At 38.0% G+C, this 22,216-nt stretch carries 18 protein-coding genes, 1 pseudogene and 1 riboswitch; of the genes and pseudogenes, 5 read left to right on the top strand and 14 right to left on the bottom strand.

All coding sequences use genetic code 11. From position 1 onward, the window contains the following. Positions 1 to 94: 94 nt before the first annotated feature. The 4 genes from COD92_RS27635 to COD92_RS27620 all read right to left on the bottom strand — a co-directional run bounded on the left by COD92_RS27635 (position 95) and on the right by COD92_RS27620 (position 5,521). Positions 95 to 775, bottom strand: a complete 681-nt coding sequence (locus COD92_RS27635; RefSeq protein WP_098530690.1) for a response regulator — start codon at positions 773 to 775, stop codon at positions 95 to 97. Next, a complete protein-coding gene (locus COD92_RS27630; protein ID WP_098996688.1) occupies positions 768 to 2,375 on the bottom strand; it encodes an ATP-binding protein in 1,608 nt (535 codons plus the stop codon). The genes COD92_RS27635 and COD92_RS27630 overlap by 8 nt, the downstream gene beginning before the upstream one ends. A gap of 122 nt (positions 2,376 to 2,497) precedes the next feature. Then, positions 2,498 to 4,870 carry a polyprenyl synthetase family protein gene (locus tag COD92_RS27625; protein ID WP_098530688.1) on the bottom strand — a complete coding sequence of 791 codons (2,373 nt, stop codon included), beginning with the start codon at positions 4,868 to 4,870 and terminating at the stop codon, positions 2,498 to 2,500. A 279-nt stretch (positions 4,871 to 5,149) separates the two neighbouring features. Beyond that, positions 5,150 to 5,521 carry a hypothetical protein gene (locus COD92_RS27620; RefSeq protein WP_098530687.1) on the bottom strand — a complete coding sequence of 124 codons (372 nt, stop codon included), beginning with the start codon at positions 5,519 to 5,521 and terminating at the stop codon, positions 5,150 to 5,152. 217 nt (positions 5,522 to 5,738) lie between these two features. On the opposite strand from COD92_RS27620, the gene COD92_RS27615 reads away from it, so the two are divergent. Genes COD92_RS27615 through COD92_RS27605 form a run of 3 tightly spaced genes read left to right on the top strand, consistent with a single transcriptional unit; the run spans position 5,739 to position 8,630 of the window. Continuing rightward, the gene (locus COD92_RS27615; protein ID WP_098530686.1) at positions 5,739 to 6,143 is read left to right on the top strand and encodes a MarR family winged helix-turn-helix transcriptional regulator; all 405 of its coding nucleotides are present in this window, start codon (positions 5,739 to 5,741) and stop codon (positions 6,141 to 6,143) included. Between the two features lie 4 nt (positions 6,144 to 6,147). Next, positions 6,148 to 6,801, top strand: a complete 654-nt coding sequence (locus COD92_RS27610) for an HlyD family secretion protein (protein WP_098530685.1) — start codon at positions 6,148 to 6,150, stop codon at positions 6,799 to 6,801. 8 nt (positions 6,802 to 6,809) lie between these two features. Next, positions 6,810 to 8,630 (top strand): DHA2 family efflux MFS transporter permease subunit, encoded by a 1,821-nt coding sequence (locus COD92_RS27605; protein ID WP_098530684.1) that lies wholly within the window; start codon positions 6,810 to 6,812, stop codon positions 8,628 to 8,630. 125 nt (positions 8,631 to 8,755) lie between these two features. Here the strand turns inward: COD92_RS27605 and COD92_RS33195 are convergent, their stop codons facing one another. The 7 genes and pseudogenes from COD92_RS33195 to COD92_RS27570 all read right to left on the bottom strand — a co-directional run bounded on the left by COD92_RS33195 (position 8,756) and on the right by COD92_RS27570 (position 15,807). Further along, complete coding sequence (locus tag COD92_RS33195; protein WP_098530683.1) at positions 8,756 to 9,520, bottom strand: L,D-transpeptidase family protein; 765 nt, start codon at positions 9,518 to 9,520, stop codon at positions 8,756 to 8,758. A gap of 254 nt (positions 9,521 to 9,774) precedes the next feature. After that, positions 9,775 to 11,139 carry an amino acid permease gene (locus COD92_RS27595; protein WP_098530682.1) on the bottom strand — a complete coding sequence of 455 codons (1,365 nt, stop codon included), beginning with the start codon at positions 11,137 to 11,139 and terminating at the stop codon, positions 9,775 to 9,777. Positions 11,140 to 11,302: 163 nt separating this feature from the next. Then, a riboswitch (glycine riboswitch) is annotated at positions 11,303 to 11,382 on the bottom strand. 426 nt (positions 11,383 to 11,808) lie between these two features. Then, positions 11,809 to 13,509: an AAA family ATPase gene (locus tag COD92_RS27590; protein ID WP_098530681.1), complete on the bottom strand. Its 1,701-nt coding sequence runs from the start codon at positions 13,507 to 13,509 to the stop codon at positions 11,809 to 11,811. A gap of 240 nt (positions 13,510 to 13,749) precedes the next feature. Then, positions 13,750 to 14,040: a hypothetical protein gene (locus tag COD92_RS27585; protein ID WP_098530680.1), complete on the bottom strand. Its 291-nt coding sequence runs from the start codon at positions 14,038 to 14,040 to the stop codon at positions 13,750 to 13,752. Positions 14,041 to 14,184: 144 nt separating this feature from the next. Further along, positions 14,185 to 14,304 (bottom strand): annotated as a pseudogene (locus tag COD92_RS33075) (GNAT family N-acetyltransferase); the annotation flags it as partial. 89 nt (positions 14,305 to 14,393) lie between these two features. Beyond that, on the bottom strand, positions 14,394 to 15,272 hold the full coding sequence (locus COD92_RS27575; RefSeq protein ID WP_098530679.1) for a carbon-nitrogen hydrolase family protein: 879 nt from the start codon (positions 15,270 to 15,272) through the stop codon (positions 14,394 to 14,396). A gap of 271 nt (positions 15,273 to 15,543) precedes the next feature. Beyond that, a complete protein-coding gene (locus COD92_RS27570; RefSeq protein ID WP_098530678.1) occupies positions 15,544 to 15,807 on the bottom strand; it encodes a hypothetical protein in 264 nt (87 codons plus the stop codon). Positions 15,808 to 16,085: 278 nt separating this feature from the next. Here COD92_RS27570 and COD92_RS27565 point away from each other — a divergent pair, with 278 nt between their 5' ends. Both COD92_RS27565 and COD92_RS27560 read left to right on the top strand, forming a co-directional pair. Beyond that, entirely contained in the window at positions 16,086 to 17,105 is a 1,020-nt protein-coding gene (locus tag COD92_RS27565; protein ID WP_098530677.1) for a sugar phosphate isomerase/epimerase family protein, read from the top strand. Between the two features lies 1 nt (position 17,106). Beyond that, the gene (locus tag COD92_RS27560) at positions 17,107 to 17,499 is read left to right on the top strand and encodes a C-glycoside deglycosidase beta subunit domain-containing protein (RefSeq protein WP_098530676.1); all 393 of its coding nucleotides are present in this window, start codon (positions 17,107 to 17,109) and stop codon (positions 17,497 to 17,499) included. Between the two features lie 209 nt (positions 17,500 to 17,708). Here COD92_RS27560 and COD92_RS27555 read toward each other — a convergent pair whose 3' ends face one another. From COD92_RS27555 to COD92_RS27545, 3 genes are all read right to left on the bottom strand, one after another. After that, entirely contained in the window at positions 17,709 to 18,953 is a 1,245-nt protein-coding gene (locus tag COD92_RS27555; protein ID WP_255286659.1) for an MFS transporter, read from the bottom strand. Between the two features lie 199 nt (positions 18,954 to 19,152). Next, entirely contained in the window at positions 19,153 to 20,820 is a 1,668-nt protein-coding gene (locus COD92_RS27550; RefSeq protein WP_098530675.1) for a glycoside hydrolase family 43 protein, read from the bottom strand. A 32-nt stretch (positions 20,821 to 20,852) separates the two neighbouring features. Further along, positions 20,853 to 22,178, bottom strand: a complete 1,326-nt coding sequence (locus tag COD92_RS27545; RefSeq protein WP_098530674.1) for a carboxylesterase/lipase family protein — start codon at positions 22,176 to 22,178, stop codon at positions 20,853 to 20,855. Between the last annotated feature and the right edge of the window lie 38 nt (positions 22,179 to 22,216).

The raw sequence follows: 22,216 nt of genomic DNA, 5'->3' as shown, positions 1-22,216 counted from the left end.
TCAAAATAAAGTTATTAAAGTACTTTAAACTATATTTTGTACATATTGTTCACGGTTAAAAAATATAAAAAGAAGACGCCTGTTGGCATCTTCACTACATGGGATAATACTTTCTTTCAGGCCTCCCGACGATTCCATAAACCACTTCTGCCTTCGCTTCATTATTGGAAGACAGATACTCCAAATAACGACGGGCTGTAATTCGAGAAGCCCCAATTTCTTTCCCTACTTCTTCAGCAGAGAGGCCCTGATTTTTATTAAGAAGAACTTTTTTCACCTTTCCAAGCGTGATCTCATCAATTCCTTTTGGAAACCCGCCTTTCCCCACATTTTCAATTACATTTTTACCAAACAAAAGGTCTACATATTGCTGATTTACTTCCTGTTCAGAAGAAAGTAGTGAGTATTTTTTTATATATTCCAAAATAACTTCGTCAAATCTTTCCCTATTGACAGGTTTTATTAAATAACTCTCTACACCGTAACTTAATGCTTTCTCAATGAAAATCTTATCCGTTGCAGCAGTTATCATAATAATACTTACCTTTGGAAACCGTTCTCTTATAATTGAGAGCAAATCAGATCCTAGCATATCAGGCATATACACATCAAGGAGCAACAAATCGATTGCATTTTCCTTTAGCAACTTCAAAGTCTCATTTCCATTTAGTGCTTTTCCAACCACATCAATTTCCTTAAACTTTTTTAAGAATTTTTCATGTATATCAGCAACTCGAAAATCGTCTTCTGCAATCACTGCTTTTATCTCATGCATGTTCTGGTCTCCTCTCGTATTGCTTAGGAAGATACACGGTAAAGACTGTTCCGGTTTCGGGGTTACTTTGGACCTCAATCATCCCATTCACTTCAATCACAGCTTCTTCAGCATTTGATAGCCCAAATCCCCTCGGCATGTCCCCTTTCTTAGAAGAAAAGCCCCGATTAAATAGCTTAGGAATATCGCGCTCACTGATTCCCCTCCCATTATCTGAAACTTCAAAAATGATATCACTGCCAATGTCAGTAGCGAAAAATTTCACTGTAGGGTTGTATGACTCAGAGACTGCTTCAAGGGCATTATCTATTAAATTACCAATAATAACAATTAGACTAGAAAAATTTATGTGGGTAGGCAAAGCTTCTAAATAGCTTTCTGGATTAATCTCAAGGTTAATCTTTTTTTCCGATGCTTTACCCAATTTCCCCAACAGAATAGCTTGGACTTTGGAATCTTTAATCTGGTTAAATAAAATCGTATTTTGAACCTGCAATACCTGTGTTTCCGCTTGAATCATCGCAATTGCCTGATCAAATTCACCGAGTTGAAGCAGGCCTGATAACACATACAACTTGTTTGTGTATTCGTGTGTCTGTGCACGAAGGTCTTCCGAATAACTCTTTACTTCTGATATCGTGTTTACCATTTGCTCAATTTCTGTTTTATCACGAAAAGAAGCAACCACACCACTTATTCCGGATTCGTCAAAAAGTGGTGTGCAATTGACAATTACTGTTTTATCCTTCCAAACCACTTCTTTATCAACGATCGGACTTCCTGAATGTAAAACTTCATACAAATACCCTGACGAAAAAAGTCCATCTACTTTTAAATGGCGGACAGAACCATTAATGTGTAGTAGCCTTTTTGCGGGCTGATTCATCATGGTAATAAATCCGTCTCTATTAACGGCTAATATTCCCTCTTTCACCCCATGGAGTACCGCGTTCTTTTCTTTATAGAGTGCGGCAATTTCATAAGGTTCGAGACCCAATGTATCTTTTCGAATATCCCGTCCAAGCAGCATGCTGCCTAAGGAGGAAATCAATAACGCAAAAATAGAGACTAATAGTACCTTTGTGATATTTTTTGTGATTTGGTGATGGACGTCTTCCAACAGGAAGCCTACCGAAACGACTCCAATTACTTCTCCGTTTTTGTTTAAAATGGGGGATTTCCCTCTAATCGAAGGACCAAGTGAACCGTTTGCTTTGGAAACATAATATTGCCCTTTTTTAATAGCCTTATCATTATCTCCGCCCTTCATCTTTTTTCCGATCATCGATTTTAATGGATGTGAGTACCTTGTTCCATCCATGTTTCCTACCACCACAAATTCGGCACCCGTTTCTTTTCGGATTTTTTCTGCTAGGGGCTGAATAGTTTTTGATGGATAACTAGAATGGAAAGCCTCAATAATCGTCGGCATAAACGAGACTGTTTTTGAAATTTCAAGTGCCAACTTCCCCTTGTTTTCCTCTATTTGTTTACTCTCCATATAGCTATAAAATGAGGTCATCAGGAGGATTAACAATAATCCAAGTAATAGGGCCAACCCAAAGATTTTTGTCTGAAGCGATATATTTTTTGTTTTCAGGGCAGCATACCTCCTTGTTGAACGCTAGCAATAGAAACATAGTCTTATTATATCTTTTGTTGATAGAGATTTCTTTTAATAAACGAAAAAAACTATCATACTGATAGTTTCTGTTCGGTCTATTAATGTTCACGATTTACCATATAATTTAACAAATGCTTCAAGAAAATAATATTACGTGGCACCTCTTCCAGTGCCTCCATTGCTAGACAGTATTGCTCCCACATCTCTTTTCTTGCACCATCCTGACCTAGAATTGATACAAAGGTAGAGTTATTATTTTCTTTATCCTTACCAATTGCTTTTCCGAGTTTACGATCATCCCCTTCTACATCCAGCAGGTCATCCTTAATCTGAAAAGCAATGCCGGCATAACGGGCAAATTTCTTCAATGCCTCCATTTCGGACTCCTTGGCCTGAGCAAGGATGGCAGGCATAATGATCGAAGCTTCAAATGCAATTCCTGTTTTATAATAACTCATGGTTGTTAACTGTTCCAATGTTAACGGCTTTCCTTTCGAGGCTAAATCCATTGCTTGCCCCTTACACATATTCTCGGTCATTCTGGCCGAATACTGAATCATCTTAAGCACTGTTTTTGCATCAAATTCAAGCAGGGATGCTTGCTCCTCGATCGCCTTCTGAGTTAAAAACAGACCCGCTAATTCCGCAATCGCTGTGTTATACACCTCATGCAGCGTCTGCCGTCCTCTACGGAAAGAGGCATTATCCTGAGAGGGAAGATCATCGAAAATAAGGGATGCCGTATGCATATATTCCAATGATTTTAAAAGCGGCATAATCGCCGAGTGGTTTAATCCATAACCATTCACAGCTATTTCCCAAGCGACAATCGGCCTTAATCTCTTTCCATCACCCAAAAGACTATAATTGGAGGCTTCTGTAATGGAGTCATCCATCAAAGGAATATTTTCTCCTTGATAGATTTTTATATTGTTATTAATTTGATCCCGTACCGTTTCCATCCGATCTAAAAAGTCATCCTGTTCCTGTCGGTCCTTTTTTAAATTCATTATAATATGGTCTCGAAGTAGTTTATCAAAAAAATCCACATCATCTGCTTTAATGACCATTTTTTGAATAACACGATTGAAATTGGGATGTCCGGAAGAAAAAAGATGCATCACTTCGTTGTATTTTTCCTTTCCGACGCGCTCTTTAAATCGCTTTAGTCCGTTTATGGCTCGATCGAGTATAACCTCACAGGTCTTACCATCAGAGTGATACACATTATGAATTAAATTGGCGATTACTGCCCAGTATAATTCGAAGGGATTTATCAAATCAGGACGTTGATTATGATATTTCAGATAATAAGTATAGGGAGTCACTGCCCCCTCCTTCATATCATCAAACATGTCGGCAAAGTCATCCGCCAGCTGATTGTAAATTCCATAAAAGAAGGTTCGATTGTCAAATCCCTCATCCTCAGGAGCACTGAGGACGGAACGCACGATCAATCTCGAAGAAGATGATTTTAATATCACTGGAATATAAAGCTCTTCATTCGAGTAGTTGGCATTGGATAGATTTTTTTCACGGTCTACTTCCTGTGAGTTAAAAAACACATAGGATTGATCAAAAAATAACTTCAATGTCTCAGGCTGCTGATTAGTCTTTATATATTCATAAGCCTCTCGAAGCTCTGAATGGATATACCGAATGAGATTGATGTTTTTTCCAATCCAGTCCCCCAACTCCGGTACTGCCCCAGTAATAAGTGTCGTCCGTATTAAATGGGAGTATTGTTTTTTCTCATTATCTGATAAAACACGTGAATCTAATAGATCATCAATGAAGGGATAGGTCAGACCATAAGAGTAACCAAGCCTAATTGCTTTATCTAGTTTCTGTTTACGTTCAAGAGGCGATAGATCATCTTCTAACTCTACAACCACATGCATCATAACACCAGCTATGATTTTGATAAGTTTTCTCTGGGCATGTTCAGCATCCATTCCCTTTGGTATATTAAGGGTTACGGTCTTTAATTTGTCTAAGACCCAGATCATAGTGGATTCAATACCTTCCTTTTGAGCCCAGCGATATAATCCGGCCATACTAAACGACTCTTTTTCCTCTTTTCCACCTTCAGTTAGGTTATTTTTTAAACTATCAACGACCTGACGAATCTTTATCTGGGTGTCAGGAGAATTTAATGCTTTACCCAGATCCCGCATAAATAGATAGGAAATGCTGCGATCCAGGTAGTTATCCAGTTTACCTGTGTAATCGAGCCAACGGATATAATTGTAATATCCTTGGGTATCAGACTTTTTCTTTCTTCTCGAAAAGAACGATAATAGTGGATGATGATGAATATGGTTTTGTTTCCATGAGTGTATATCTTTTGTTAAGGCAGGGACATATGACTTTTCCATGACCTGTTGATAAAGGGAAAGAAAATATTGTGCAGCCTTTTGCTCAGCTAACTGATAAGATGTATTGGCTTTTTTTATTAAGTCTTCATTCATCCTTTACATTACCTCTACTTAATGGTCTCGATTGCCATATAATTTATAAAATTTCATTTGAAATATATTTATGTATAATCTTTAACGAACATCTTTATGACCCAAAGCGGGAAATTACACTTTATATATCTTTCTTTCATGTTACATTAGGAATCCATTTCTACACCTTTCCTACTATTTTACTAGATTTAACAAAATGAGCAATAGAAAGTGCCAGTTCCTCTTTATCCGGCCTGACACTTTAGATACTTTTATTTTGATTCTTACACCTTTAAACTTTTACAATGAAAAAGTTTCTGTTTCCTTTAGGCTAAATATGCTGCCAAGGTCCTTTAATGTATAAAGTCTTGCTGTTAACAGATATAAATCTTCGTAGTTATTTCGAACATATTCATCTATAATGTCAATTCCCTTTTTAAAACAATCAACTAAATAATGAGTATACTTTCCATCCCATGAATACTGATTGATTCTTAATAGCTCGTCTGCAATTATCTGAAACCTAAATTCTTCAACAAGGAGTTTTACTTGTAATAATTTATCAGGATTAAATCTAAAGCTGTTCTTATTTTCATTACTTTTTTGAACATATTTTATAAAATCATTTATATTTTCAGCTAACATAATAGCTTTTTGCATCTCAAACTTCATTTTCCCATCCCCCTAAATAGTTATATGTCTCCTCTAAGAAGAGTGTATGATTTCATCCTGTAGTCTGACACTCTATTGCTTTATTATTGACATTATTCCTTGTCCCTGTTTATAATTTACTTCGCATACGAAATATTCTTATAGGTAATATTAGATTTTAGAAAGAAAGGAGGGTTCTAAAATAGACGTACTTAATAATGAAATTTTAGGGAGTTTTATGGAAATTAATAAAGCCTTCAATAGACTTGTTAAATTTGATGCAGAAAGATTAGGTATTACTCCTGTTCAATTAAAGGCACTATACAAAATTAACTACAATCCTAATATCAGTTTAGGGGAACTCGCAGAAAAATTAAAACTGACCAACAGTACCGTTAGTGGGGTGATTGACCGCCTCGTTCATAGTGGCTTAGTTGAACGAGTAATACCTCCGGGAGATAGAAGATCCGTCTCTATACGTTTAACAGACGAAGGAATAAGAACATTAGATCAGTTTAATACTTCCGATTCCATGCTTATAAAGAAAATGAAAGAAGTCCTTGATTTACCAGAGGAGGAAATCTCCCATCTGCTGCGTCTTCATAAACTGGTTTTGGAAAAGTTATCGATTGAGGAGGAATAATTGAATGAGTACGAAACGTTTACTATTAGTCAACATTATAATTTTAATTGTCTTAGTAGGTGGAGGTTTTGCAGGATATGCTTACTACAATAAAAGCGTCAATTATTTAACAACAGACAATGCGCAAATCGCTGGACAACAAGTTTCCATTGCAGCTCCTGCTAACGGAAAATTAACTGGTTGGGAAGGCAAAGTTGGGGATAGTTTTACTAAAGATGAAACAATTGGGACGATCTTAACTACTGGAACCGATGGACAGCCGACTGAAATGAAAGTTACTCTTCCAACAAACGGAACAGTTGTTCAAAGTAACGCTGTCCAAAATTCATTCGTTGAAGCAGGAACACCTCTTGCACAAGTATATGATTTAAATAATTTGTGGGTAACAGCAAACATTGATGAAACAAAGATTGACGAAATTGCCGTAGGACAGGATGTTGACATTTACGTTGATGCTTTTCCTAATTCAACATTAAAAGGGAAAATACAACAAATCGGTTTAGCTACAGCAGGCACTTTCTCTTTGTTACCTAGTTCAAATAACACAGCAAATTACACTAAGGTAACACAAGTTGTTCCTGTTAAAGTATCCATTGATGACAATAAAGGTGTAGGAATTGTTCCTGGTATGAACGTGACCGTGCGAATTCATAAGTAGGTGATAAGATGTCAATATATATCACGGTTTATGCCCTTATATGTATTTTAGTGTTACTTCTCATCAATTTCGGTGTGTTGAAACAAAAAAAACCGAAAGTTGCTCAAACTGAAGTAATAAAACAAGAGGTTGAAGATATTCCACAAAGGCAAGAAATCAATAAAAAAGACCAACAAGAAGATCTATCAAGTCAAGTGGAGGATATGCTTGAAGATAATGCGATAGCCGAGCCAGCTTTGGAATATGTGCAAGCCGATGTAAAACCAAAAGAAGAAATTAGAAACCGTTCCAGTCAAGAAGAGCGTAAATCTGAAAAATCTTCAGGAACAGGTAAAATACTCACTGCATTAATGCTTGGTGCATTTGTTGCTATCCTTAATCAAACTTTACTTAATGTAGCGATTCCTCATATTATGAATGATTTAGGTGTTTCTGCAAATACGGTTCAATGGCTATCAACTGGTTATATGCTAGTTAACGGTATTTTGATTCCAGTTACGGCTTACTTGATTGAAAAGTTTGGAACCAGGAAACTTTTTATTGCTGCGATTTCTCTTTTTACCGTAGGTTCATTAATTTGTTCCCTATCATTTAACTTTAGTATGCTGATGATCGGAAGGGTCATCCAGGCAAGTGGTGCCGGAATTATTATGCCTCTATTGATGACTGTCTTTTTCGCCCTCTTCCCTCCGGAAAAGCGTGGGAAAGCCATGGGACTCATGGGTGTTGTTATGATATTTGCTCCAGCTATCGGCCCAACATTGTCTGGGTGGTTGATTGGACATTATTCATGGAGATTATTGTTTGATATCGTTATTCCAATTGGTGTACTTGATTTAATTTTTAGCTTCATGTGGATGAAAGATGTAACCAAAACAACGAATCCTAAATTTGATTTCCCAGGATTATTATTCTCAACATTAGGTTTTGGATTTCTATTATATGGATTTAGTGAAGCAGGAAGTGATGGCTGGGACAGTGCAACTGTAGTGGTTTCTTTAACAGTTGGAGCGATATTTATCCTCGCGTTTATCTGGCGTGAACTTACAACCGATAAACCGATGTTAGATCTAAGAGTATTTAAATATGACATTTTTGCTTTAACTACCATTATCAGTATGATTGTCAACATGGCCATGTTTGGTGCGATGATCTTGCTTCCTATTTATTTGCAAAATATTCGTGGTTTTACCGCCTTAGAATCTGGTTTATTGATGCTTCCTGGGGCGATTATAATGGGAATTATGTCGCCAATCTCAGGTGCACTTTTTGATAAAATCGGTGCAAGGTGGCTTGGTGTCATCGGCTTAACCATAACGGTTATTACAACATGGCAATTTACTAAATTAAGTATGACAACAAGCTATACCCATCTCCTTCTCCTTTATGTATTTAGGATGTTTGGTATGTCATTCATTATGATGACAATTATGACTGAAGGTCTAAACCAATTACCTCGTCACCTAGGGGCACACGGTACGGCCGCATCCAATACAGCAAGACAAATTGCCGGAAGTATTGGAACTGCCTTCCTTGTTACCGTGATGACCTCAAGGTCAGGGGTGCATTATGGTGAATATATTAGTACAATGACAAGTGCGAATCCATTCATCGCAGGTCAATTTTCACAGCTTAGTCAAGGCCTAGCAGCGTTAACACACATGCCTGCTGCCGCTGGTAAACAACTAACTACCTATGTGCTTTATGGGCAAGTCATGAAACAAACCACAATAGATGGGATTAATGATGCATTTATTGTCGCTACCATTATTGCTTTTATAGCCCTGGTTTTAGTATTCTTTGTAAAACGGGCTCAGATACAGAAATAAAATATTATTAATTAGATAGAGGATTCCCAAAAGACTAATTCTTTGGGAATCCTCTATTTTTCTGTATATATTGAATATAAAAAAGCCGCTCAGCAAAACTGAGCAGCTTAGATAATGAATGACTGTTATAGTCCAAGGGCTTTTCTCGTATTCGGTCCTACAACGCCATCTACTTGCAGGTGATGGGCTCTTTGGAAGTTACGGACTGCGCTATCAGTGTTTGCTCCAAAGATGCCATCAAACCCTTTGGTACTGTATCCAAGAGATGTCAGCTTCTTCTGAAGTATTACTACTGCAGGTCCCCTGCTTCCTTTTTTAAGGGTTTCCCCGATTGTAGTAACAGGGACAGAAGGTGTACCTTGCCCGCCGCCTTTTAATCCGTTAGCCACAGCGATCGCATCGAAGGAGCTTTTCGAAGTGGTAATAACAACCGTAGTATTTACTGGCACCTGGTTAAATAGCCACTCCACTTCATTATCATACATGCGGATGCAGCCGCCGCTCACATACTTGCCAATAGAACTTGGGTTGTTGTTCCCATGGATGGCATAGGTGGACCCCCATGTTCCGCGTGCATTCAATCCAAGCCAGCGATTACCCAGCGGATTTCGAGGGTCCCCTCCTGGAATATGCCCCGTGTAATATGGGCGGTTAACGATTTTGTTAACAATTTTGAACTTCCCTTCCGGTGTGTACGAAGGACTCCGCCCTGTTGCTACCTTAAATTCTTTTTTCAGTGTGCCGTTTTCATAGTATGCTAGGCGGTTGGTTGCTTTGTTAATAATAATGAACTTGTTGACTGTCGCCGCCTTACTAGAAGGTACACCAAAACACAAGCTAAACAACAAAAGAAAAGCTAAACTAACAAAAACCAACCATTTTCTCTGCAAATAGATCCCCCCAACACTCCATTAAAATGACTAATCCGTGTATCATATGTTGGCGGGCATATCCACATTACAAATTTGTTAGCAATATTACAATCTAGTTTTCTGTGTTACACCCGGCCTTCCATTATATTAATATTTCTACATATTTTTCCTTTTTCCTTTTTAACGAACAAAAAATTAAACTATTTTCTTTTTAAAAAAAACTAACCCAATCATAATGATGTGGGTTAGTTCACTTTTATATTTTATAACTATTATGCAGATACTTTTATGTTCTGATCCTTGTTTCTTTTAAGAGAGTACAAGATAAATAAAAGAATAAACCATATCGGTGTCAATAATAAAGCTGTCCGAGTTGATTCAGCAAACAACATAACAATAAGAATAAAAACAAATAAAGCTAAGACTGCGTAATTAATAAACGGCGTAAATGGAGCTTTAAAAGTCGATTTTTTTCGCAGGTCCGGACGTAATTTCCGGTACCGTAAATGACAAACTAAGATAATACCCCAAACCCAAATAAAACAAATCGCACTGATCGTTGTCACGATGCCAAAAGCTTGTTCAGGAATCAGTTTGCTTAAAAGTGCTCCGACTGATAAAACAAGTGCTGAGACCAATAATGCATTACTTGGTACATGATTTTTATTTAATTTAGAAAATTGGGCTGGGCCCTGGGATTTAGAGCTTAAATTATATAAGATTCGGCTCGTTGAAAACAAACCACTATTGCAGGCAGATGCCGCTGATGTTAACACAACGAAATTAATAATACCTGCTGCAATCGGTATTCCTACCAAACTAAACGTTTTTACAAAAGGACTGTTATCTGCATTTAACTGTGTCCATGGATTGATACATAACAAGATAAAAAGTGCGCCCACATAGAAAAATAGAATTCTTAACGGAATTTTATTAATCGCTGACGGGATATTTTTTTGCGGATTGGCTGTTTCCGCTGCTGATACACCCACCAATTCAACGCCCACATAGGCAAAGACTACCATCTGAAAAGATAGTAAGAAACCTGATACACCATGTGGAAATAGACCGCCATATTCCCAAATATTTTTTACAGAAACGGTTGCCACATCTGTTTTGAATCCTATTACTAATAAGGTAACTCCTATTCCAATTAAAGCGAGAATCGTGATGACCTTTATTAAGGCAAACCAAAACTCTAACTCTCCAAATAGTTTTACCGTTAATAGATTAAGCCCCAATAATAGAACTAAGCAGACGATGGCTGGAACCCACTGCGGGATATCAAACCAATATTGAACATATACACCAACGGCAATAATATCAGCCATAGCTGTCATGATCCAACAAAACCAATAAGTCCATCCCGTTACAAATCCTGCCCATGGTCCAATGTAGTCTTCAGCAATGTCTGTAAAAGATGTATAACCCGCTTTTGATAATAGCAGCTCTCCTAATGCTCTCATAACAAAAAAACAGGCGATCCCTACAATGATATAGGCAAACATAATCGATGGACCTGCTAACTGGATGGCTCTGCCTGATCCTAAAAATAACCCTGTTCCAATTGTTCCTCCAATTGCAATCAATTGTACGTGCCGGTTTTTTAAATCCCTTTTTAATTCCTGATGTGCCACTTGAAACTCCCCCTAATGGTAGTAATAATTCTTCTTGTACATGTGAAACTATGAACAAGAATTAAACCAATAAAAAAAGAGACTGGAATTTCTCCAATCTCTTCGGGCGAAAGAATAACAAATAATATCTATTACTCTTTTGTGATAGAATAATAAATAGTCTTCGTACTCTTCTGTCCTTTTGCCTGAGATTGTGAACCCTTCGGCGCCGCAGATATCTGCGATCTCTCCAGAAGCTGCTCCTGCTATAGTGTGATCCATAGCAATCATAGCTTGCTAAATATTTAATTTGTAAAGTAATGAATGATTATTGAGCATTCATACTCAGAAACTAAACTATCGTTGAATAATTTATAATTTTAGTAGTATTAGTTCTATTTGTCAACTAATAAATTTATGTACCATTAAAATGACCATTTTTCAGGTATTGAAACTTGCGAAGTCATGGATGGGCAGGTAGTTAAAACTCCGAGCTTTAATACCTAGACACCGTATATGAAAAAAATGATGGTAGAATATTAGAATTAACTTTCTTAAAGTTACTAAAAATAAAAATGGAAGGCGAGTGACACCTTCCATTTTTTTAAAATCTGATTGAGAATAGTTCTGCAGGTTTGTTAATAGGTTTTGTCCTTAATCCCCCCTATTGAAGACACTTTCTAAACTTTTTTACTCGTTTTTGTCCTTATCAGTTGAATCTAATAAAACTTGACTCTGCGACTCTAGGACTTCTGCTCGACTTTGGCCATACAGCCCAACATAGATTTGCTCTATCTCTTCGCCTGTTAAATCGCCACGCTTCAGGAGCTCCTCGGCAATCCGGTGAACAAAGTCAGCATTATCATTTACAAGCTTCTTAACTTTGTTCATCTCTGACTTTAGGAGTTCATTGATTTTGGATCGCAGTGCTCTTAGTCCGTCCGAACGTGAACCGACCGCGAGCCAGCTGAATAATTCTTCACCCATGCCGACTATCCCTAGATAAGCGCCCGCAAGCTCTGTTGCCTGCCTCAAATCAGAAGTAACCCCATTTAATTTTTTATTTAAAAACTCCTCTTCCACCGCACGAGCTGCCAAACAAACTTGTATTTCCGCTAGGATCTCTCTGTCGGTCCGATTATATCGTTCATGCGTTGGTTTCGTAGCTGCGAGTCCTAGCGCACCACCCCTGCGGATAATGGTTACTTTCCATACTCGTTCATGAGGTTTTAGAAGAAACTGTGCAACCGCATGGCCGGCCTCATGATAGGCTACGTTTCGTTTTTCATCCTCACTCATGGACCTAAGCGGCTGTTTTAGCCCCCATTCATATGTCTCCATCGCAGCACGGAAATCTTCGTAACTAGCAACCTGAGCCCCGCGTTGATGGGCAATCACGACTGCTTCATTTACGATGTGTTTAATTTGTGCAGGAGAATAACCAATCGTATCAAGTGCTGCCCGCTCAGGGGTAATAGATGAGTCCCTTTTTACCTTTTCAAGGTAGTATTGGAAAACATCGATCCGTCCATCATAGTCAGGGGAATCCACCCAGAGTTTTCGGTCAAAACGCCCTGGCCGAAGCAAGGCTTGATCAAGTACATCGGGAAGGTTGGTTGCACCAACCGTTAAGACTGCAGGCCGGTCCGCCTTCTTTTTTCGAAGACCAATTGACCGAAGCAACTTGGAGAACCAGCCGTTATCGATATTTGGCGGGTCCATTTGCAAGAGCAGTTCATTTAGCAGACCCGAACCACCCATTCCCATCAGTCCGCCCATCATTCCTCCTGATCCGCCTCCTGCCTGACGGCTCATTCCGATGGCGTCAATTTCATCTATAAAAATAATACAAGCACCATACACTTTTGCGAGCTTACGGGCCTTTTTATAGAGCCCCATTACTTTAAGGTTTCCGACACCAAAGAACATATTTTGAAAACTAGGTGCAGAGGCGTAAGCAAAAGGAACTTGGGCTTCATTTGCAATTACTTGGGCAAGGTAGGATTTCCCAGTCCCTGGCGGTCCACATAGCAATAATCCGCGGATGGCTTCACCACCCATCTCCTTAAACTCTTTTACTCCCTTTAAAAGGGTAACAATGCGTTTTGCATTTTCGACAATCTCTGGGTTTCCCCGGTAATCGTCCCAGGTGGAGCCTGTTTCCCCCGGCAGGATCCAATAGGTCCTGCCGCGGGCAAGGAACCAGAATAGGGCAACAAACTGGATAATCATGAACAGCATGGCAAAGAGCAGCTGCAGTAACAAACTGACAATACTGATGACGACTCCCCATACTGTCGGTCCACTATTAAGCAAATATATACTTATAATGACGACAGCTGCGACCCAGAGGATGATTTTTCGCCACTTTACCCACCGATATTTCCTCATGGCTCCACAATCCTTTCTGAATATTGCAAAAAATTTATAAGTAACTCGCTTGATTGGTGCTGATTTACTGGTGAAGCACCACAGATATTTAATCTAGAATACTGATATTTATTCTTATTTCTCGTAAGTCATACCTATTGGTAAAGGGTAAATTTATTCTCTGATTTATATAGATTTTCTCCCTCTAGTGACATTATTTAAAAAACCCTCCATCGAGCATGGGAGGGTTTCTGACGGGGATTATTTAAATTTTTTTATAATGTCTAATAAATACTTAATTGCAACGGCTAAACCGCCAACGAAAAAGAATGCTATTAAGATCCATCCAGTAGGGTCGATTGGGAACATGGAGATGAGGAAGTTCAATGGAATAACGTAATATAAAAGATCCTTCAAGTAACCTAAAATAAAATCTGAAGTGAGCGTGCCTTTCCAGAATGACTTTAAAAATCCTAATAAAAGATCAAGAATCATTAGTCCAAAAACGGCCCACATTGTATAAAGCATCCAATCTGAAAGTGTAAATGTCATTTTTTATCACCACCTTGATACATGATATGCTTGTAACAACGGCTGGTGAGAGTACATGAAAAGTTTTGTTCACAGAATATTCACAAAAATAACACACAAAAAATGCACCCCTATAATTGGGTACAATAGTAAATTAAATTTATTTTAGTACTTGAAAAATGGGTTCTTCCACTCCATTAGAGTCCCATAATTACACGATTCTTCATCCTCTAAATATTTTGCAATTACTTTTACTGGGGTTCGGCCGCAACGGAGAAGAAAAGATTTTCCCCATAATTACGTATGATCACTGGAACAGGTTTTTCTTGGTCGAAAACAAAAAATTCTTTTCGATACATTGTGCCCCTCCATTTCTAACTGAGAACAAGCCTATCAGTTTCCCAATCCGGGTAAAGATCCGTACGTCGGTCACGCCAGGTTGTAACAGAACCCTTTTCACGTACCTGATATAATAGCTCTAAATTCAGATCCGCAGTGACAATCATATCCTGGTTAATCTCCCCTTCTACCATGATGCCTTGTGGAGGGAATGGGATATCATTAGGTGTGATGACTGCAGCCTGTCCAAAATTTGCACGCATAAAGTCAACGGTTGGCAGCGAACCGACGGTACCAGTAGTTACGACATAGACTTGATTTTCAATCGCTCTAGCATGGCTCGTATAACGGATACGATGGAAACCATGGCGGTCATCCGTGCATGACGGACAAAAGATTACATCTGCGCCTTTTGCCTTTCCCATACGAACAATCTCTGGAAACTCAATATCATAACACGTTAACATCGCGATTTTTCCTTTTTCAGTTTCAAAAACCTCTAGTGTATCACCTGCACTCATATTCCACTCGTATACCTCTGTTGGAGTAATATGAAGTTTTGCATGTTCTGCCACCCGACCATCTGGGTAAAACAAATGCGCCACATTGTAGAGTCGATCACCTTTGCGGATTACATGAGTTCCGCCAATAATGTGCATGTTATATTGTTGGGCTAATGTGATAAATAATGAACGATATTGTTTGGTAAAATCGGGTAATTCTTGGATGGTCAATACTTCCCCATTAGCATTGCCAATTGACATTAGCTGAGTAGTGAAAAATTCAGGAAAAAGGATAAAATCCGCTCCAAATTCTTCAGCTGTTTTAATATAATGCTCCACTTGATTGGCAAACTCTTCAAAAAAATAAATCGTGTGGAGATTATATTGAACCGCTGAGACTCTTAATTGCATGTGATCCCCCTCTTGCCTATTAATTCTTTATTCCTATTATCGGCAAAATATATAAAGTGAACAAGTACGCACTTTTAAAATAACATAGTGTAAAAAAGTATACTGCTAAAGAGTAAAGACCTAAAATAATTATAAACAACAAATACGAATATACCAGCTAACTTAAATAAAAAAAAGAGACAATGTTTAACAAAACATTGCCTCCATTTATAGCTTGTTATACTTTTTTCGTATCCGCAATCTGCCCATTCGAGATTGCCGTCTCTCAATATTAATGATACATAGACATTACTTTCTCTAAATCAGATATTAACTGATTAATTTCATTTTGTGACAAGCGAACAGGCATTTGATCGTATAATGTTATAATTTGGCCATCCTCCTCATCCTGATGTTTTTTCAAATAATCATAAATATTATTTATTTGGTTTACTTTAAGAACTGATTCTAAATCGAAATTTTTCACCTTCTGTAAGGAAAATTCATTCATCATCGAATCAAATTCACCCGCAATAATATTCCCTTGCATGAACATAATCCACACCTCTTAAAGTTATTTTGTTTAGTTTGCCCCTAGAATAAGGAACAAAGAATCATTTTTAAAAAAATTTAAGAACTAAATGTAGTTGAGGTTAAAAATCACAATATTATTTTTAACCTTTTTTTGTATTAAAGAAATGTATATAAAAAATAAGACGATAATCTAGCACTCTTAAGATAAATAAAAAAAGGGAACATGGAAAATGGCAGGTTATGATAAATATGTAAGCGACATCAATATAACAGAATAAAAAGGTGAAGGGAGATTTATCAATGAGTAAAATAAAAACATGCGTTAGTTTATATAGTTTGCAAGATGAATATTTAAATAAACGTATGAGCTTAGAAGATATTTTTAAATTTTTGGCTGAGAATGAAGTTGAAGGAATTGAAATTATTCCAGATCAGATGTTGCATAACACCCCCCATCCTTCAAAGGAAACTTTGGCAGAATGGGACAGGCTGGTAAGTACTTATAAAATGAAGCCTGTCATTGCAGACGTGTTTTTAAATACAAATTTGTACAAGAATAGAGAATTAACAAAAAAGGAATGTGTTGATTTACTAATTGAAGAGATTAAGCTCGCCAACCGTTTAGGGATTAAATTAATTCGATTAGTATCGATGGTACCAGCTTTTGTCATCGAGCCGTTATTACCATATGCTGAAAAATATAATGTTACCTTGGCGTTAGAAATACATGCCGGTTTGAGCTTTGATGTTCCAAAAACACAAGAATTTATTAAAGAAATGATGCGGTTGAATTCTCCTTATGTAGGGCTTGTCATTGATACCGGAATTTTCTGCCGCAGGTTGCCTAGAGTAATGGCAGATTATTGCAAACATTTAGGGACAAATCAGGAAGTGATTGATTATATTAATGATATTTTCGCCCAAGGAAAAGATCCTAGAAAAGTATATTTGGAAAATGGCGGCTTTCCAGATGACCTAAAAAAATTATTAAAATCGGAAGCCGATCACTTCTTCGCACATATGGCAGATGGCTATGAAAATGAGCCATACAGCGTTTTAGATGAATATATGCCATATATTAAACATTTCCACTTTAAGTTATTTGAAATGACAGAAACTGGCGAAGAATATTCTATGGATTATAAAGGGATTCTCCAATATCTGCACGAAAAAGGATATGACGGTTATGTTTCCACAGAATATGAAGGAAACCGCTGGGTACTTCCTGGACATCCAATGGTGGAAAAAGAACAAGTATTAGCCCATCAGGCACTTATTCGAAATGTTATTAAAGAATTAGAAGGACAGGAGGTATATTAAGATGTTTGATAATAATGTGTTTCTTGAAAAAACATGTAAAAATATTGAAGAAGCAAGTAAAATTACAGGATTTGAATTAAAAACCAACATTACCTACTATCGAGGCATTCCTCTGTCCATGGTAAATGATATTCGTGTGGAAGTGGATGGCGAAAAGATTTCACGAGAGGATATTTTATGTTCAGTAGACGAGGTAGACTGGTTTACTTTAGATGAAATGGAAACCGTTACGACCTATAAATGGGAATATGGCGAGCCCTTAACGGTGCGAGTTCGAAAGGATGGGGGTTTATCAAAAGGAACCCATGAAGTCGCATTAGATGTTATCGTTCGGACTGCCTATATACCTGTACCTTTGGCGGGAAGAAAGATTAGGACTGTAGAGATAGCATAATAGAAGATTCAATAAAAAATCAGCCCAAGCAAAAGCATACGGCTGATTTTTTATTATTATTACAAGGTTTATTTAACTTCCCTGTATGGTTTGCTCCATTACATTCTAATCACTCTAAATACTTGTTTGCCCAAGTCCTAAATACTGAAAATAAGTTTAATCCAATTTCCATTGTCAACGTAATTTTATCTCTCTAATTATTTATATATTTAGGAAGATTGGTTCTGCCCGCTTAAAATCGAGACAAAATCAGAATTCCTTCTTGCTTTTTGATTCCAAACTGCACACATAACCATACTTCCTAGTAAAATAAATGCACCAAACACAAAGGGTATATTATAGGAAACATCATATAATATACCTGCTAACGAAGGCCCAATGATATTTCCTAAGCTGCTATAGGCATTATTCATACCAGCAGCAAAACCTTGTTCACTGCCTGCCATTTTCGATAACAACGTATTAATCGCGGGGCGAAGAATAGACGTAAACAAGAAAAAGAATACATTCATAATCAGCATGAATAAAAAGTTTCCAGATAGCAATACAAAGACCATTGATATTGCAGAAAGGATAAAACAAGTATTAATAACTTTAATCTCATCAAAACGACGAAGGAGCCAATCTACCAGCACAGCCTGGATTATTACCCCTACCAGAGCACCAACAGTTAGGATGATAGAAATATCTTTAGGTGTATAATCATATTTCTCGCTAACATATAATCCATAGATTGCTTCAAAGTTTGCTAAACCAAATGTCATTGTTAAAACTAGTAATAACAAGACAAAGTAAGACACCTTATAAGATCTTAAAATATCATGAACCATTCCATCTTTCTCTTGCTTAGAGTTCCTAGCGGCATATTGTTGTTCCTTTGACAATGTCTCCGGTAAGAACAAGAAGGAAACAACCATTGCGATACCTGCAGCAAAAGCAGAGGCAAAAAACGGTACACGTATCCCAAATTCAGCTAGGAATCCACCTAGCCCTGGGCCAATTACAAAGCCGAGCGAAATGGCCGCTCCCAGTAACCCCATTCCCTTCCCGCGATTTTCAATTGTTGTGACATCGGCGACATACGCCATATTTGCAGGTACTAGTATTCCGATACCGATTCCTGCAATTAAGCGAGATAAATAGAGAAGCCATAAATCTGAGGAGATACTAAACATCAGCTGAGATAGCATGATAATCCCTAATCCAGCGATGGTAATGATTTTTCTCCCATATTTATCCGAAAGTTTGCCACCTAGGGGAGAAAAAAGAAACTGAGTCAGCCCTGTTGCAGCTACGAGGTAACCTTGGTCTTTACCTGTTGCTCCTAGGTCTATAATAAATTTCGGGAGAACAGGAATTGCTAACCCTACCCCCAGCAATGCAATAAATATGTTCACCATAAGTATTAGCAATGGTACATTCATTTTAACTTTTAACCTTTTAAACCCTTGCATTAATTTTCTCCTATTCATAAAGTAAAAAGCTTACTTTAATATTACACCCCCCATTCATTAATTTAATTTCACATTTTTAATCTTTTTGCGAAGCAATTTTTAACCTAACTTATTGATTTTTTTCAAATTAAAGAAAGAGATTAAAAATCTAATTATGATTTTTAACCTCTTTGATTACTATCATTTATCATCAATCATTTCAGACATGAAGAATTGCTTGACCGTTCCGGCTTAATTCCGTTTCAATATAATCAAACCACTCGAACTGCGCACTGTTTTTACTTTCTTTTCCATTGGAACTAGCAAACATGCAAAGCATGGTCCCGACCATACCACCTACTGATTCGGGATTTAATTTCCTGCCATCTGCATTATCATAAAGTACCCGTAGATTTTCCTCCGCTTTACCATAATAGAAGTTATACGATTGACCCTCGGCTGTAATGCTTAGTATGATTTCTTCCCCTTCTACTTCCGTTTTGGCAAGCTCCTTTTCTGTTGTCACACACTGAAAGTGTGCCTGGTGAGGGTATCCATTTATCTCACTTGTACACTGGATGAGCCTTAAAATTTGCTTTCCTTTCTCCATCGTCCTCTCCAACCGGAATTGATGATTACAAGCCTGCATGATTGCTATACCAGCTGTTTCATTCTCCTCGGAAGCAAGGAAGTTCATCTTTGTTGCCATACTGAAATTTGGATGCAGTTGTCTGCGCCCAATAAACCCAAGGGTTGGGACATTTTTATCCACTTCTGTTGCAGTTATGTCGATTTTACGTACCTCCTGGCTGATTGAACGAGGAAGTAGTTTCATTGTCAGATTACTGTCTGAAAGCGTGTAAAAATTCACATAAGGGGTCCCAAAAAATACCCAATCCATTCCAAGTTTCTCTTCATCGAAGTCATCCCTCGCAGGAACTACTCGTTCTGTAGCTGCAGGCAAATCTGGCGCCGGATAACTCCATTCGACTTTACCTGTGCCGGGACTGACAACGGGCCAGCCTTCTTCCCATACGACTGGTGCAATAAAGGTTTCTCGTCCAAGATTCTTATGATATCCTTCAATTAGGCGCGAGCCAAGGATCACGGCATACCACTCGCCATTTTTCAGTTCAACCAAATCCGCGTGCCCCACATTGCAAATAGGATAATGTTTTCCGAGATGACGATGGGTTAAAATTGGGTTCCCCGCATAGCCCTCAAAATCATTAAAAATAGTTCTACTGCGTGCAACCGTTACTGCATGGAAGTGCTCTGTGCCTCCCTCAGCAATCACTAAATAATAAAAGCCGTCCTTTTTATAAAGATGTGGAGCTTCTGGTGAAGCGCAATTTATTAGGGCTCCCCCCCAAATTGTCCGGGCCTCTCCAACAAGACACATCTGATCTAAATCAATTTCACTAACCCAGATTCCCTGAGCAATTGTACCGTCCGGATTCGTATCCTGTCTTGTACCTGTAAGATACGCTTTCCCATCATCGTCGAAAAATAAAGATGAATCAATCCCAGGGCAATCCTTGAGCCAGTATGGATCAGACCAGGGGCCACGAGGGTCTTTAGCGGTCACAATAAAATTCCACTTATCGCTAACATTCGTCGTAATCATGTAGTAGGTACCGTTGTTATATCTTAATGTCGGTGCCATGATTCCCGCAGTCATATGATCTGCCGTCACATGAAGTTGAGATTTTCTGTCAAGGATATGACCAATCTGCTCCCAATTTACTAAGTCTGTAGAGTGAAAGATTGGGACGCCTGGAAAGAGAGAAAAACTCGAGGTAATCAAATAAAAATCATCATCTACCCGACAGATGGAAGGGTCTGGATAGAATCCCGGTAAAATTGGATTCATTAACTGTTTTGTCATATTTAATTCACTCCAACTATTAAAATAATTATTTATTCGATATCAAATTCTTTTACGAAGGAATAATTTAAGCTACATGGAGTCCACTTGTGATTATTTGTGTTAGGCTCACCATTTTTCATAAAGTTTGTCCAAGCAGAGACCATTCGCTCTGACAAATCAAAGTCTGCTGTTAAGTTGGGACGCCAATTCCTCTTTAAAGTCCCGAACATATACCAAAGCTCTCCAGAATGGAAGGCACCACTGTCATCACCCGGCAAATCTCTAGTAAAATAATAAACATAGGCAGGTTTTCTTCCGATGTCTTCTACCTTATGACTAAATCCAATACATCCCTGGTAAAGTGGCGAATTCTCTCCACCCTCTGATGTAACAGAAATATCGTCTTTACAACATCCCAGCATATATGGGATATCCTTGATTTCACCTTTTTCGATTAACTTATCATACCCATCAATAAGTAAATGTCCATCAATGATTGGCGAAAAAAATAGTCCCTCTTTTCCAGTCTGTCTTCTATGAAGGTAATAATCTTCAATCAGTACAAGTATTTCACCCGCTGGTTTTTCTCGTAACTCTTTCAGACTCTTAATATTACTTAAATTGATGAATTCTTCTCCAATCTTTTCGGCCTCCTTCAAGTTAGTATTTCTTATGATAGGAGATTTATAGCCCCCGCCGCTTTGCAAAATCGCCTTATTAATCATATTGCCTGTAAGCGATGATGAGATTAGTGTTTGAACGCTAACTGCTCCTGCAGATTGCCCAAAAATGGTAATATTTTCAGGGTTCCCTCCAAAGGCCTCGATATTTTCATAAACCCATTTTAATGCCATAATTTGATCCATAATTCCATAATTACCCGATATACCTTTTTCGTTTTCTTCGCTTAACCATTCATGTGCAAGAAAACCAAACAATCCAAGCCGATAATTGATGGTTACTAAAATGACACCCTGCTTACAAAACGCTTCACCATCAAATTCCATCTCTGAGCCAAATCCGCCTAAAAAGCCGCCGCCATGGATCCAAAAGGCAACCGGTAATTTTTCCGTCGTCTCCTTTGCCGGGGTCCAGATATTTAAGTAGAGGCTATCTTCACTACAGTCCGGCATAAACTCTGGGTTTGAATAAAACTCTTTAATATAAAAAGAAATTTCCTTCGGCAGTTCACTTTGCATACATTTGTTTTTAAAAGTATCGGCTTGATATACTCCATCCCATGGGTCGATTTCCTCTGGTGCATGAAATCGGAGATCTCCGATCGGCGGTTTTGCATATGGTATCCCTCTAAATACCGTATACCCATTTTCTATCACTCCAGAAATGGTTCCGTATTTTGTATCTATCAAATTCATATATTATTTACCTCCTCACAAATACCAAGAGACAGTAT

Source organism: Bacillus sp. AFS037270, assembly GCF_002585305.1.
The sequence above is the reverse complement of the archived record's forward strand: the minus strand, read 5'-3'. Positions and strand labels throughout refer to the sequence as shown.

Bases quoted from the DNA above. Each gene is read 5' to 3' on its own strand.
- COD92_RS27590 (WP_098530681.1), bottom strand. From the start codon at position 13,509: ATGAGGAAATATCGGTGGGTAAAGTGGCGAAAAATCATCCTCTGGGTC.
- COD92_RS27550 (WP_098530675.1), bottom strand. From the start codon at position 20,820: ATGACAAAACAGTTAATGAATCCAATTTTACCGGGATTCTATCCAGAC.
- COD92_RS27605 (WP_098530684.1), top strand. From the start codon at position 6,810: ATGTCAATATATATCACGGTTTATGCCCTTATATGTATTTTAGTGTTA.
- COD92_RS27620 (WP_098530687.1), bottom strand. From the start codon at position 5,521: ATGAAGTTTGAGATGCAAAAAGCTATTATGTTAGCTGAAAATATAAAT.
- COD92_RS27585 (WP_098530680.1), bottom strand. From the start codon at position 14,040: ATGACATTTACACTTTCAGATTGGATGCTTTATACAATGTGGGCCGTT.
- COD92_RS27610 (WP_098530685.1), top strand. From the start codon at position 6,148: ATGAGTACGAAACGTTTACTATTAGTCAACATTATAATTTTAATTGTC.
- COD92_RS27570 (WP_098530678.1), bottom strand. From the start codon at position 15,807: ATGTTCATGCAAGGGAATATTATTGCGGGTGAATTTGATTCGATGATG.
- COD92_RS27545 (WP_098530674.1), bottom strand. From the start codon at position 22,178: ATGAATTTGATAGATACAAAATACGGAACCATTTCTGGAGTGATAGAA.
- COD92_RS27575 (WP_098530679.1), bottom strand. From the start codon at position 15,272: ATGCAATTAAGAGTCTCAGCGGTTCAATATAATCTCCACACGATTTAT.
- COD92_RS27560 (WP_098530676.1), top strand. From the start codon at position 17,107: ATGTTTGATAATAATGTGTTTCTTGAAAAAACATGTAAAAATATTGAA.
- COD92_RS27635 (WP_098530690.1), bottom strand. From the start codon at position 775: ATGCATGAGATAAAAGCAGTGATTGCAGAAGACGATTTTCGAGTTGCT.
- COD92_RS27565 (WP_098530677.1), top strand. From the start codon at position 16,086: ATGAGTAAAATAAAAACATGCGTTAGTTTATATAGTTTGCAAGATGAA.
- COD92_RS27625 (WP_098530688.1), bottom strand. From the start codon at position 4,870: ATGAATGAAGACTTAATAAAAAAAGCCAATACATCTTATCAGTTAGCT.
- COD92_RS27555 (WP_255286659.1), bottom strand. From the start codon at position 18,953: ATGCAAGGGTTTAAAAGGTTAAAAGTTAAAATGAATGTACCATTGCTA.
- COD92_RS27615 (WP_098530686.1), top strand. From the start codon at position 5,739: ATGGAAATTAATAAAGCCTTCAATAGACTTGTTAAATTTGATGCAGAA.